Origin of the sequence: Flavobacterium caeni (assembly GCF_900101895.1) — a bacterium.
Lineage (GTDB): Bacteria > Bacteroidota > Bacteroidia > Flavobacteriales > Flavobacteriaceae > Flavobacterium > Flavobacterium caeni.
The window spans coordinates 20,572-33,694 of record NZ_FMVF01000020.1 but is presented as its reverse complement, the minus strand read 5'-3'; the positions used below and the strand labels follow the sequence as shown (position 1 = coordinate 33,694).

At 48.8% G+C, this 13,123-nt stretch carries 16 protein-coding genes; 9 read left to right on the top strand and 7 right to left on the bottom strand.

The features are described 5' to 3' along the window. On the top strand, nt 1-246 hold a 246-nt coding region (locus BLP55_RS14980; protein WP_139149729.1), incomplete at its 5' end, for an IS3 family transposase. Between the two features lie 566 nt (nt 247-812). Here the strand turns inward: BLP55_RS14980 and BLP55_RS14975 are convergent. Together BLP55_RS14975 and BLP55_RS14970 are read right to left on the bottom strand one after the other, a co-directional pair. Further along, nucleotides 813-1,676 (bottom strand): hydroxymethylglutaryl-CoA lyase, encoded by an 864-nt coding sequence (locus BLP55_RS14975; RefSeq protein WP_091146500.1) that lies wholly within the window; start codon nt 1,674-1,676, stop codon nt 813-815. 30 nt (nt 1,677-1,706) lie between these two features. Continuing rightward, the gene (locus tag BLP55_RS14970) at nt 1,707-2,729 is read right to left on the bottom strand and encodes a quinone-dependent dihydroorotate dehydrogenase (RefSeq protein WP_091146496.1); all 1,023 of its coding nucleotides are present in this window, start codon (nt 2,727-2,729) and stop codon (nt 1,707-1,709) included. Between the two features lie 367 nt (nt 2,730-3,096). Here BLP55_RS14970 and pepT point away from each other — a divergent pair, with 367 nt between their 5' ends. Continuing rightward, complete coding sequence (gene pepT, locus BLP55_RS14965) at nt 3,097-4,359, top strand: peptidase T (RefSeq protein WP_091146493.1); 1,263 nt, start codon at nt 3,097-3,099, stop codon at nt 4,357-4,359. Nucleotides 4,360-4,489: 130 nt separating this feature from the next. After that, nucleotides 4,490-5,053: a YdeI/OmpD-associated family protein gene (locus tag BLP55_RS14960; RefSeq protein WP_091146490.1), complete on the top strand. Its 564-nt coding sequence runs from the start codon at nt 4,490-4,492 to the stop codon at nt 5,051-5,053. Between the two features lie 158 nt (nt 5,054-5,211). On the opposite strand, the gene yajC is transcribed toward BLP55_RS14960, so the two are convergent. From yajC to BLP55_RS14935, 4 genes are all read right to left on the bottom strand, one after another. Beyond that, nucleotides 5,212-5,487: a preprotein translocase subunit YajC gene (gene yajC, locus BLP55_RS14950; RefSeq protein WP_091146482.1), complete on the bottom strand. Its 276-nt coding sequence runs from the start codon at nt 5,485-5,487 to the stop codon at nt 5,212-5,214. 18 nt (nt 5,488-5,505) lie between these two features. Beyond that, nucleotides 5,506-6,027, bottom strand: coding sequence for a DUF1573 domain-containing protein (locus tag BLP55_RS14945; protein WP_091146479.1), 522 nt, complete (start codon nt 6,025-6,027; stop codon nt 5,506-5,508). 1 nt (nt 6,028) lies between these two features. After that, the gene (gene nusB, locus BLP55_RS14940; protein WP_091146475.1) at nt 6,029-6,934 is read right to left on the bottom strand and encodes a transcription antitermination factor NusB; all 906 of its coding nucleotides are present in this window, start codon (nt 6,932-6,934) and stop codon (nt 6,029-6,031) included. A gap of 114 nt (nt 6,935-7,048) precedes the next feature. Next, nucleotides 7,049-8,152: a Glu/Leu/Phe/Val family dehydrogenase gene (locus BLP55_RS14935; protein WP_091146472.1), complete on the bottom strand. Its 1,104-nt coding sequence runs from the start codon at nt 8,150-8,152 to the stop codon at nt 7,049-7,051. A 195-nt stretch (nt 8,153-8,347) separates the two neighbouring features. Between BLP55_RS14935 and BLP55_RS14930 the strand changes: the two genes are divergently transcribed. The 5 genes from BLP55_RS14930 to BLP55_RS14910 all read left to right on the top strand — a co-directional run bounded on the left by BLP55_RS14930 (nt 8,348) and on the right by BLP55_RS14910 (nt 11,929). Further along, nucleotides 8,348-10,111, top strand: a complete 1,764-nt coding sequence (locus tag BLP55_RS14930; RefSeq protein WP_091146469.1) for an ABC transporter ATP-binding protein — start codon at nt 8,348-8,350, stop codon at nt 10,109-10,111. A gap of 71 nt (nt 10,112-10,182) precedes the next feature. After that, nucleotides 10,183-10,551 (top strand): PUR family DNA/RNA-binding protein, encoded by a 369-nt coding sequence (locus BLP55_RS14925; protein ID WP_091146465.1) that lies wholly within the window; start codon nt 10,183-10,185, stop codon nt 10,549-10,551. A 164-nt stretch (nt 10,552-10,715) separates the two neighbouring features. Beyond that, a complete protein-coding gene (gene parS / locus BLP55_RS14920) occupies nt 10,716-11,141 on the top strand; it encodes a type II RES/Xre toxin-antitoxin system antitoxin (RefSeq protein WP_091146461.1) in 426 nt (141 codons plus the stop codon). Further along, a complete protein-coding gene (locus BLP55_RS14915) occupies nt 11,138-11,599 on the top strand; it encodes an RES family NAD+ phosphorylase (protein ID WP_091146458.1) in 462 nt (153 codons plus the stop codon). Before parS ends, BLP55_RS14915 begins: the two co-directional genes overlap by 4 nt. Nucleotides 11,600-11,602: 3 nt before the next feature. Next, nucleotides 11,603-11,929: a hypothetical protein gene (locus BLP55_RS14910; protein WP_091146455.1), complete on the top strand. Its 327-nt coding sequence runs from the start codon at nt 11,603-11,605 to the stop codon at nt 11,927-11,929. On the opposite strand, the gene BLP55_RS14905 is transcribed toward BLP55_RS14910, so the two are convergent. Next, nucleotides 11,926-12,261: a tRNA-binding protein gene (locus BLP55_RS14905; protein WP_091146523.1), complete on the bottom strand. Its 336-nt coding sequence runs from the start codon at nt 12,259-12,261 to the stop codon at nt 11,926-11,928. The two genes, BLP55_RS14910 and BLP55_RS14905, sit on opposite strands and share 4 nt — an antisense overlap. Before the next feature lie 304 nt (nt 12,262-12,565). Between BLP55_RS14905 and BLP55_RS14900 the strand changes: the two genes are divergently transcribed. Beyond that, nucleotides 12,566-13,120, top strand: a complete 555-nt coding sequence (locus BLP55_RS14900) for a thioredoxin family protein (protein WP_091146453.1) — start codon at nt 12,566-12,568, stop codon at nt 13,118-13,120. The last annotated feature ends 3 nt before the right edge of the window (nt 13,121-13,123 follow it).

Below are 13,123 nucleotides of genomic sequence, written 5' to 3'. Positions count from 1 at the left end.
AAGCAAAATGGCATCACACAAAGCATGTCCCGAAAAGGAAACTGCCTGGATAATGCCGTAATCGAAAACTTCTTCGGGATACTTAAATGTGAACTCTATTACATCAATAAGTTCAGGTCAATAGACCATTTAAGGCATGCGATAAAAGAGTACATCAATTATTATAACAATGACAGGATTAAACTGAATTTAAATGGAATGAGCCCGACACAATATCGGGTTCATCATTATCAATGTAATTATTAACTTGTCTAAACTTTTGGGTGCAGTCTACTTTTTTGCCACAAAAAGCAGTGACCAAAGAAAAATTATATAAAAATTCATCGCAAAGCTGATTATGGATATTTTAAGATTACTAGAGCGGCAGGGCTGTTGCTTGCAGGGCAGCGCTTTAAGGCAGCGCTTTAAGGCACCGACTATGGACAACGCAAGGCATGAAGAAATCTTGCGAAGTGGAAACCCTTCGCTGATGTATTAAAGGGAATACTATGGGCAACAAAGAAAAAAATAGATTCTATATAGCCCTTTCTGATCGTGAAAGTTAACAGATGCTGTGGTATGGAGAAACCTGGGCGCGGTATAACTACCTTCTTTGCGAACTAGCTTAGAAAATGATGGCCCGAAAACTTTAACAAAAACTACAGATTTTCTGTAAACAACTGTCGTCGGATTTTTTTAGGGAAGACCTTCACTACCCCCTTCCCTACGAAGCGAAAATACTTATTTATTCCAAACCACCGTTACAGAAAAACTGTACACTTTCGGCTTTTCCGCCACGAACCGGCGCAACCGCGTCAATCCGTAAAAGAAAATCAATGAAACTCCCCAAATAATTTCGATGCCTCGTTGTAAGCGCTTTCAAAACTCATTGGGCTGGTTCCCGTAGGCGCTTTTTGCACGGTGCAATAGGACAACAATCGCTCGGTGGGCATGTTGCCCGTCAAATCGTCCTTGGCCATCGGGCATCCGCCGAATCCTTGGATGGCGCCATCAAAACGACGGCAGCCGGCCTTGAAAGCGGCGTCGATTTTCTCATGCCATTTGTCGGGCGTGGTGTGTAGGTGCGCGCCGAACTCGATGTGCGGGTATTTCGGGATCAGGTTCGAAAAAAGGTAGGTGATCACATCGGGGGTCGACGAGCCGATGGTGTCGGAAAGCGACAAAATCTTGACGCCCATTTGGGCCAATTTTTCGGTCCACTGGCCCACAATCTCCACATTCCACGGGTCGCCGTACGGGTTGCCGAATCCCATCGACAGATAGGCCACAACCTCCTTGTTCGACCGATCGGCAATGTCAAGTATCTCCTGCAGCGTCACCAACGATTCGGCGATGGTCTTGTGCGTGTTGCGCATCTGGAAGTTCTCTGAAATCGAAAACGGAAATCCCAGGTATCGGATTTCGTCGAATTGTGATGCCGATACCGCGCCTTGCGTATTGGCGATGATGGCCAGCAACTTACTCGTGGTTTGCGACAAATCCAATCCGGCCAAAACCTCGGCCGTGTCCTGCATTTGCGGGATGGCTTTGGGCGAAACGAAGCTCCCAAAATCGATCGTATCAAAACCCACGCGCAACAGCGATTGGATATAGGTAATCTTGCGTTGGGTGGGGATGAACGGCTTGATGCCCTGCATGGCGTCGCGCGGACATTCGATGATTTTGACTGGCTCCATAGAACGCCAAATATAAGAAATACGCTCGTTTTACGAAATCGTTTGCAGGATCTTTTTGTTGATGTCAGACACCAACTGCGGCCCTTCGTATATGAAGCCCGTGTAAAGTTGTACGAGGCTCGCGCCTGCTTCGAGTTTCTCGATCGCGTCCTCGGCCGTGTGGATGCCGCCGACGCCGATGATCGGAAACGCCTTATTGCTCTTTTCGGACAAAAATCGGATGACCTCGGTCGAGCGTTTGGTGAGTGGCTTACCCGATAATCCGCCTGTTTCTGTTTTGTTGGCCGATTGCAAACCGTCGCGCGAAATGGTGGTGTTGGTCGCGATGACACCTGCGATTTTGGTATCGGCAACAATATCGATGATGTCGAGCAATTGCGAATCGGTCAAATCGGGCGCAATTTTAAGCAGGATCGGTTTGGGATTTTGTTTTTTGGCATTTCGAATTTGCAGCGCGCGCAGCAAAGCTGTTAATGGTTCTTTGTCCTGCAGCTCGCGTAAATTCGGCGTATTGGGCGAACTCACATTGACCACAAAATAATCGACATGGTCGAACAACGCATCAAAGCAAATCTCATAATCGGAAACCGCGTCTTCATTGGGCGTGACTTTGTTTTTACCGATATTGCCACCGATGAGCACATTTTTGTTCTTCTTCAAACGCTCGACCGCCGCGTGTACCCCGCCGTTGTTGAACCCCATACGGTTGATGATGGCCGAATCTTCGCGCAAGCGGAACAACCGTTTCTTTGGATTTCCCTCTTGGGGTTTGGGCGTGAGCGTACCGATCTCGATGAATCCGAAACCAAAATCCGATAATTCCTGGTACAATTTTGCATCTTTGTCGAAACCCGCGGCAAGCCCTACCGGATTCTTGAACTTCAATCCAAAGACTTCGCGTTCGAGCCGTTTGTCGTTTACCGCATACAGCGCGCGGAACATCGACGGGAATCCCGGGATTTTGGACAACGTCCTGATAAGTGAAAACGTAAAATGGTGGATTTCTTCAGGATCAAACCAAAAGAAAATCGGTCGGATGAGCAGTTTGTACATGGTGTGTTGTTGTTGGTGCAAAAGTAAGTTTTAACCACAAAGAAATCAAAGGTTTTCCCAAAGAAATCAAAGATTGTAATTTAACAAACGTGTCATAGAAAACCGACACTCTAGCCCTGATGGCAGTAAAAATCCTTTGCCTCGGCGACGCCAGCAAGCCGATGCAAAGATTACCTCGCCTAGTTAATATTTTTAATTGGAGTTCGGTGAACTGCGTTTGGAACGGACAGCAATAAATAGCTTCAAAAACTTCTATTGTAATGCCAAAAAACCTTTCCCCAAAGGCAAAAAAGCTTCCTAACTTTGCGAAAAACTTTGCGTCTTTGCGGTAAATTCAGGTTATATTTGTCTTCCAAAATTTCAAATCATGCAACACCTCATCGACCGTTTTATCTCTTATGTGACCATCGATACCGAATCGGATGCCAATTCCAACACCACGCCCAGTACCAAAAAACAACTCGTGCTCGCTAATAAACTTGCCGACGAACTCAAGACCATCGGCATGACCGAAGTCACGATCGACAAAAACGGTTATGTGATGGGGACTTTGCCGTCGAACGTCAAGGAAAAAGTACCCACGATAGGTTTTGTGTCGCATTACGATACGTCGCCTGATTTTTCGGGGGCCAACGTCAAGCCGCGTGTGGTCAAGAACTACGACGGCGGCGATATTGTGCTCAACAAAAAACGGAACATTGTGCTGTCGCCTTCTTATTTCAAGGATTTGCTGTTGTACAAAGGCCAAACGTTGATTGTGACCGACGGAACGACGTTGCTCGGTGCCGACGACAAAGCCGGGCTTACCGAAATTGTCTCGGCGATGGAGTATTTGATCCAAAACCCACATATCAAACACGGCAAGATCCGCGTGGGTTTTACGCCCGATGAAGAAATCGGACGCGGCGCCGATTTGTTCGACGTCAAGAAATTCGGCGCCGACTGGGCCTATACGATGGACGGCAGCCAGGTGGGCGAACTCGAATATGAAAACTTTAACGCGGCGGGCGCCAAGATCACGTTCAAAGGAAAGAGCGTGCATCCGGGTTACGCCAAGGGCAAAATGATCAATTCGATGCTGATCGCCAACGACTTCATCAATGCGTTGCCCGCAGGCGAAACGCCGCAGGAAACAAAGGGTTATGAAGGATTTTTTCACGTGGTGGGTTTGTCGGGCAGCATCGAGGAATCGAAGGTGGAGCTCATCATCCGCGACCACGACATGAAAAAGTTCGAGGCGCGCAAAAAGCTCGTGCACGACATCGTCAAGAATATCAACAAGAAATTCGCCAAGCAGTTTGGCGAAGATATCGCCACGGCCGAGGTCAAGGACCAATATTACAACATGCGCGAAAAGGTGGTGCCGGTGATGCACATTGTCGATTTGGCCGAAAAAGCGATGAAGGATTTGGGCATCAAGCCTTTGATCAAGCCGATTCGCGGCGGTACCGACGGTTGCAGATTGTCGTACATGGGGTTGCCTTGCCCGAATATTTTTGCGGGCGGACACAACTTTCACGGCAAGTATGAATATGTACCGGTAGAGAGCATCCAAAAAGCCGTAGACGTGATCGTGCGGATTGCGGAATTGACGGCGACTGGTTTTTCGAAAGGGAGTGTGAAGAAATAGAGGTGGTAGATTTGTGGAATTTCTGTAGTGGGGTTTGGGTTGGATTTGGTAAATTGGGCCTGGGAGGGTGCAACCTACATCCAACAAAAAATTGACCCAACCGTCAACTTTAAACCTTAAACTTTAGACTTTGAACAACGAACGCTGGACCACCGAACTTGAACAACTCAAAGACATCATCGCCCAAACCGAACTGGTCGAAACCGTCAAATGGGGTGCGCCCGTCTACACGATCGACGGCAAGAACGTGATCGGGATTGGCGGATTCAAGAACTACTTCACGATCTGGTTTTACAACGGCGTGTTTTTGGCCGACCCCAAAAAAGTACTCGTCAATGCCAACGAAGGCGTGACCAAAGCCCTGCGTCAGTGGCGGTTTACGTCTGTTGCCGAACTCGACGAGAAGCTGATCCTTGCCTATTTGAAAGAAGCCATCGCCAACGAACGCGCCGGAAAAGCGATCAAGGCCGAATCCAAGTCGAAAAACTTTGAAATCCCCGAGATTTTACAATTTGCTTTGGCCGAAAAAAAATTGACAGAGGCGTTCCTGAAATTCACGCCGGGCAAACAATACGAATTTGTCGAGCACATCAACGACGCCAAGCAGGAAAAGACCAAATTGTCGCGCATAGAAAAGATTTTGCCGATGATTGCCGATGGCGTCGGGCTGAATGACAAATACCGAAAAAACTGATTCAAAGTCCGGATACCCCCACGACAACAGTACCGCGCCAGGGATGGTAGCGGTTATCCTTTTTGTGCGCCAGCGCAAAAAGATAAAAGCGGACAGCCCGCCCGTGGCGCCCAAAAAAAATCCGCCACAAGGACGGACTTTACTTTTTTTGCAAAAACTTATGCTTTTTTGTTGAGCGCCGACGACATTTCGAGCGAAATGGCCGAGCGTTCGAGCTTGAGTTTGCCGCTCATGGTTTCGATGATGACGGTGGTCTCTGCGAGTTCCGCAATCTTACCGTGAATGCCACTTTTGGTGACAATCTTGTCGCCTACCTTGAGCTGGCTTTCGAATTCTTTTTCTTTTTTCATGCGGTTTTGCTGTGGTCGGATCATAAAGAAATAAATCACGACAAACATCAAGATAAACGGTAAAAACTGTTGGATTTGTTCCATGGTATTGAATTTTTGTACTTAGGCTTTAGGATTAATGTTGGTTCTGATGGTGAGCAATTCCTTGCCCGCGGCGGTATTCGTGGTGATGGTCACCGTTTTTTGCTGGCGGCCGTTCTTGCCCGACGAGTTGAACGACACCTTGATCTTGCCCGATTCGCCCGGCTTGACGGGTTGCTTGGGATAGTCTGGAACGGTACAACCGCACGACCCAACTGCGTTCGAAATGACCAGGTCGGATGCCCCGGTGTTCTTGAACGTAAACGAATAACTTGGTTTGTCGCCTTCGGTGATGGTCCCGAAATCGTGCTCGGTTTTTTCGAACGTCATCACGGGCGCTTTGCCATCGGCAGGCGCTACACGCGCGGCGGCTTCGGGCATGGGCGGCGCGCTCATCATGACCGTGTCGGGTGCGGGTTCGTTTGTGATTGGCATGGCCGGAGCCACCACGCCGCTGGCCGGGTCTTGTACCGACAATTCCTCGGTCTTTTTGCACGAGATGGTCATGGCGACCACCAGCGCTGATAGGATGATTTTTTTCATGTTATAGTAAACCTCTTCCGGTTTTGTTTAATTTATTCTTGGTCTGGAAATCCTTGACAAGGTTGTCGAGGATGCCGTTGATGAAGATGCTGCTCTTGGGCGTCGAGTATTCCTTAGCGATCTCGAGGTATTCGTTGATGGTCACCTTGACGGGAATCGACGGAAATCTGAGGAACTCGCAAATGGCCATCTTGAGGATGATTGTATCGATCTCGGCGATGCGCTCGGTGTCCCAATTCGGCGTCTTGTCGATGTATTCCTTAGACAATTCCGATTCGTTGAGTACGGTTTTGCGGAACAGTTCCGACACAAAATCGCGGTCTTCCGTATCCTTGTACAACTTGGGCACGGTAAACTGGTCCTTGCCCGATTTGATGGCGCGCAGCTGTTTGATGATTTGCGTGTTCACGAGCGGAATGTCGTCTACCCACGTAAGTTTGTAATCTTCGAGGTAATCGTACAGTTTTTCGTTACTCGCGATCATTTCGAACAACGCGACCGCGAACTCCTTGTCCTGTTCAAAATCACTGGTACGCGTAGCCATGTATTTTTCGTAAAAGTCGCTCTGTTTGACCGCTGCCAGCAACAACAAGATGTAGTCGTCGTTGAGCTGCCAGTTGTTGATCTTGCGGTTTTCGAGCGCGGTGCCTATCGATTCGCTTTGGCTCAGCAGTTCGAGTACGGCGTTGTCGACGAATTTTTTGTTCGGATTTTTCTCTTCGGGTGTTGCGGTAAATTTTTGCGCCGACTTTTCGAGGAATTCGATTTCCTTTTGGCGGATCTCGATCATGGCCGACAGCATGGTCAGGTACAAATCCTGGATGTTCTCGATGCTCATGAGCAGGAACTTTTCTTCCTTTTCGAGACTGTCTGCATGTTTTTGGTGCATCGCATAGATCGATTGCATCACTTTTACCCGGATATGTCTTCTGTTTAACACGCGTAAGAACTTTAAAAATTAACGGAGCGAAAAGACCCTCCTTTTCGCTCCGCAAAAATAAATATTATTTGCAAACGGCGGTTAGTTCGCCATTTCTTTTTTTCGGTCTTCGATACGCTTTTCGGCAATGGCCATGGCCGCCTGCTGCGTGGTGATGCCGCGTTGTTCGGCCAACGCAAAGATCTCGAGCGTGGTGTTGAAGATGTTCTCGGTGCGGCGCATCGCCTCGTCTTTGCCGTACTTGACGATTTCGCCGTACACGTTGATGATGCCACCCGCGTTGATCAAAAAGTCGGGCGCATAAACGATCCCTTTTTCCTGCAGGATCGCGCCGTGCACCTGCTCGTTGGCGAGCTGGTTGTTGGCCGCCCCGGCAATCACCTGGGCTTTGATCTTGTGGATGGTTTCGTCGTTGACGGTGGCCCCGAGCGCACACGGTGCATAAATGTCTACATCGGCACTGTACAAATCGTTGCCTTCGAACACGACAGTGCCGTATTTTTTAGCGACCTCTTCCATACGGCTACGGCTCAAATCGGCTACCTGGACCAGCGCGCCTTCTTCGGTCAAATACTTGACAAGCGTTTCACCCACGTGCCCGATGCCTTGCACCATGATCTTTTTGCCCGCAAGGTTGGCCGTCCCGAATTTGTATTGGGCTGCCGCCTTCATCCCCATGTACACGCCATAAGCTGTTACAGGCGATGGGTTACCCGATCCGCCAAGCGATTCAGAAATGCCGGTCACCGAGTTGGTCACTTTGTGGATGCGGTCCATGTCTTCGGTGGTGGTCCCGACGTCTTCGGCCGTGATGTATTTGCCGCTGAGCGAGCCTACGAACTGACCGAACTTGGTGATCATCTCTGGGGTTTTATCGACTTTGGAATCGCCAATGATGACCGCCTTGCCGCCACCCAGGTTGAGCCCAGAAATCGCAGACTTGTAGGTCATCCCGCGTGAAAGGCGCAACACGTCGTTGAGCGCTTCCCATTCGTTGTTGTATTTCCACATACGCGTACCGCCCAAAGCCGGTCCTAAAACTGTGTTATGGATTCCGATTATTGCTTTTAATCCAGTATCTTTGTCGTTGCAAAAAACGATCTGCTCGTGGTTGTCGAAAGACAGTTGGCCAAAAACAGGGTCAATCTTGTGCAGTTCTTTTGCGGTGGTGATTTCTGTAGTCATAGTTTGAAATTTTAGCTTGCCGATTTATCAAAAAGGCTATGCAAATTTAAGACTTAAATCAAAATATCTCACTTTATTTATGATTAATTACGTTTTTGTTAATAAATCGCAGATAAACTGAAAAAACGATAAATTAATCTTTTTTAAGCATTTAAAACCAACCGATACATTTTAAGCATCGATTTTCCCAATAAGATGAAAGAACTACAATATTTGAATAAATATTTCATCAAATACAAATACCATTTCCTGCTCGGTATTGTCATCACCGTTATCTCACAAATCTTTTCGCTTTTTACGCCCAAGTTGATCAGCAGTTCCATCGCATCGATCGAAAACTACGTCAGGCATGCGCAAAACGCCGATGCGGCGATGGTCAAGACCGACCTGATCCACAACACATTGCTCATCATCGGGACCACCGTCGTATCGGGATTTTTCCTGTTCATCACGCGCCAAACGCTGATCGTGATGTCGCGCCACATCGAATTCGACCTCAAGAACGAAGTGTTCCGTCATTACGAAGTGCTCACGCAAAATTTCTACAAACAAAACCGCACGGGCGATTTGATGAACCGCATCAGCGAAGACGTGGGCAAGGTGCGCATGTATGTGGGCCCGGCCGTGATGTATTCGTTGCAAACATTCATCCGGTTTTTTATCGTCATCGGCTACATGCTCGACGTATCGCCGCAACTCACGCTGTACACGTTGTTGCCGCTGCCGATCCTGTCGTATGCGATTTTCAAACTTTCGACCGAAATCAACAAACGCAGCACCGTATTCCAACAGTATTTGTCGAAGGTATCGAGTTTTACGCAGGAAATCTTTTCGGGCATCCGCGTGATCAAGGCCTATTCGCTCGAGGACCAACACCAGCAAAACATGGTCGATTTGTCGCACGAAAGCAAGACCAAAAGCATGAGCCTGGCCAAAGTGCAGGCGTTGTTCGGGCCGCTGATGATCGCACTCATCGGGGTAAGCAACCTGGTGGTGATTTATGTGGGCGGCGTGATGTACATAGACGGGCGCATCGAAAGCATTGGTGTCATCGCCGAATTCATCCTGTATGTAAACATGCTTACGTGGCCGGTGGCTTCTTTGGGCTGGGTTTCGTCGATGGTGCAGGAAGCCGAAGCGTCGCAAAAACGCATCAACGAATTCCTGAAAATCGAGCCCGAGATCGTCAACCACAATCCTTCGCACAAGGACATCCAGGGCCAGATCGCGTTCGAGAATGTCAGTTTTACCTATGACGACACGAATATTACAGCGCTCCGGAATGTATCGTTTACGATCCAAAAAGGACAAACGCTCGCGATCCTGGGCAAGACTGGCTCGGGCAAATCGACGGTGTTGTCGCTGATCGGGCGTTTGTATGACGTGAAGGAAGGAGCGGTAAAAATCGACGGAACGGAGATTTCCCAAGTGAACCTGTACGATTTGCGCAACAGCATCGGCATGGTGCCGCAAGATGCGTTCCTGTTTTCGGATTCGATCAAGAACAACATCAAGTTCGGCAAGGAAGACGCCACCGACGACGAGGTCATCGAAGCGGCCAAAAAAGCGGTCGTGCACGAGAACATCGTCAACTTTGCGATGCAATACGAAACGGTTTTGGGCGAACGCGGCATCACGCTTTCGGGCGGGCAAAAGCAACGTGTGTCGATTGCGCGCGCCATCATCAAAGACCCCGAAATCCTATTGCTCGACGATTGTTTGTCGGCCGTAGACACCGAAACCGAAGAGGCGATCCTGAACAACTTGCTCGATTTTTGTAAGGACAAAACCACCATCATCGTGAGCCATCGCGTGTCGTCGGCCAAGAATGCCGACCAGATCATCATACTCGACCAAGGGCGCATCCTACAGCAAGGTTCTCACAATCAGCTTGTAAATCAGGACGGGTATTACAAGGATTTGTACCTTAAACAACTTTCGGAAAAAGAATTGTTGTAACTGTTGTTTTATTAAGGTTTTTTTTTCATTTTTGAAAGGTTTTTAAACCAAAAGTTAACCTTAAAAGGATTATGAGAGAAAACGAAATGCTGGAAAAAGAGGAAATTTTTTCTAAAGTTTTAAGAGCCGGAAGAAGGACCTACTTCTTTGACGTACGCGCCACCAAAGCCGACGATTACTACATCACGATCACCGAAAGCAAAAAATTTACCGAAGAAGACGGATCGTTCCATTTCAAAAAGCACAAAATTTACCTGTATAAGGAAGATTTTGCGGCGTTCTCAGAAATCCTTGAAGACATGACTTCTTATGTGCTCAACCACAAAGGCGAAGAAGTGATTTCTGAACGGCACCAAAAAGATTTCAAACGCGAATACCAAGCCGAGAAAACCGAAGAACCGGTAAGCAGTTTTACCGATGTCGAGTTTGACGATATTTGATCTGTCGAATGACGAAAGTCGAACGACGAACGGGAAAAGAATAGTTTAAAATGACAATGATCCGGATTTTGAGAGAAGTCCGGATTTTTTGTCGGTCGAAAATAAAACGTCATTTGTCATTTTTTTTACGACAATTTTCACTACCTTTACCAAAACTTCAAGCCATGGCCACGTTAAACCTTCTCGAACCTGCCGCCGCCTACGCCGTAGACGACAAAGAAGTATTGTCGCTGATCGAAGCCGTCAGACAAGGCGTCAAGTTCAACGCTTTTTTCAATTTTGCGAGCAAAGGCCCGTTCAGCATCAACGAATGGTCGACTTTTTTACACCTATCGGAACGCACCATGCAACGCTACAAACGCGAGAAAAAAACCTTCGACCCATTGCAGTCCGAAAAAATTTTGGAAATCGCCCTGCTCTATAAAAAAGGCACCGACGTTTTTGGCAACGGCGAAAAATTCAACAACTGGCTCACGACCGACAATGTCGCGCTCGGCAACGTCAAGCCCAAGGATTTATTCGATTCGTCTTTTGGGATCAACTTGCTCAAGGACGAACTCGGACGCATCGAATACGGCGTTTTGGCATGATTGTTTTTAGGCTCAGCAAGTCGGCGCACGCCAAGGATTTGAGCGGCAAAGGCGCCGAGAAATTCGGTGGCCGCTGGAACAGCAAGGGCGTCGCGATGGTCTACACCAGCGATTCGCGCGCGCTTTGCACGGCCGAGATCGCGGTGCACACGCCGTTGGGCAACCTGCCCACCGATTACGAGATCGCGTTGATCGAGATCCCCGAAAACACCATCGTTCCCGAACTCGAAACCGCCGAACTCCCCAAGGACTGGCAATCGGTACCGCACGCCCACTCGACCCAAATCATTGGCGATAAATTTGTTTCGGATGATCAATTTTTGGTACTCAAGGTACCATCGGCGGTGGTCCAGGGCGAATTCAACTATTTGATCAACCCCGCGCACGACGACTTCAAAAGCATCAAGATCGTACGCACCGAACCGTTCTCATTCGACAAACGTCTGTTCATCCGTTAACCCATGGAAACCCACGACCTCAAACAATCAAACAGGAACAAAATACTTTGGATCGCCGTCCTGATCGTGCTCAACACGTTGCTGTATACGATGGCCATGAAAGGACGCACCTTGCCCGAACGACTGACGACGGCACTCGCGGCCAATCTCATCGGTTACAATGTCATCGGACTTTTGCTCGGCACGGTCGTGGCATTGTTCCCTTATAAAAATCTTGGGTACGCGAAAAAATACCTGCGCGCCTCGCTGCTGGTGATCTTGACCTTGCAAATTGTGATGACGGTTGGGCTTTTGCTGGTTTTGCTGATGACGTTTGCGGGTTGGTATTAGCCGATGCGCAAGCCGTTTTCGACTTTAAAATCGGGCGACAGCAGCACCACGTCGCCTTGATCGCCCACCGCGCCCAGCACAAGACACTCACTCATGAATTTGCCGATTTGTTTTTTCGGAAAATTGACCACGCCGATGATCTGACGCCCCACCAAATCCTGCTTTTGATAGCGCTGGGTGATTTGCGCCGACGATTTCCGGATGCCAATTTCAGGGCCGAAATCGATGGTCAGTTGGTAGGCGGGTTTGCGCGCTTCGGGAAAGTCGTTCGCTTCAAGGATGGTACCGACACGCATGTCGGTTTTTTCGAAATCGGTCCAGGTTAAATCCATGGGGTTGTTTTTGCAAAGAAACGAACATTCCGCCAACCGACGCATTGCAGGTTCTAATTTTGAACACCCGCAATCCGATTCCCACAACCACCACCGCCGACCCGCCCTAGCGCAAGCTACCAATTCCCACCCACTCCCCAAAACAGAAAAACCCCAATCAACACCCAATCCCACCCTCCCCCGTTGCCAAATCATTAAAAAACCCAAAACTTTCCTACTCCAACGTTGTCGCCGTGGTTTTTGTCAGTTTAATTTGCTATATTAGGCAACAAATGTCGGATGATAAACGACCATCGCAAACCCCATGGCACAAACCCCTTCCAATATGTTACCGCTTGGCACCCCTGCGCCCGATTTTCGGCTCAAGGACACCAACTCGAACGACCATTTCTCTTTTGCCGATTTGAAAGGCACCAAGGGTACGCTTGTGATGTTCATTTGCAACCATTGCCCGTTCGTGCACCATGTGCTTCCCGAGATACTGATGATTGTCAATGATTACCGCGTACACGGCCTTGGCATCATCGCTATTTCGAGCAACGACGTTGTCAAATATCCGCAGGACGGCCCCGATGAGATGACCGAATTCGCGTTCAGGAACCGCATCGATTTCCCGTATCTGTACGACGAAACCCAGGACGTGGCCAAGGCGTTCGACGCCGCGTGTACCCCCGATTTTTACCTGTTCGACAACACCAACAAGCTCGTCTACCGCGGGCAACTCGACGATTCGCGCCCGGGCAACAGCATCCCGCTCAGCGGCAGCGATTTGCGCGCGGCCATAGACGCCGTCATTTACAACCGTGTTTTGGCTGCGCCCCAAAAGCCCAGCATCGGTTGCAACATCAAATGGAAATAACAC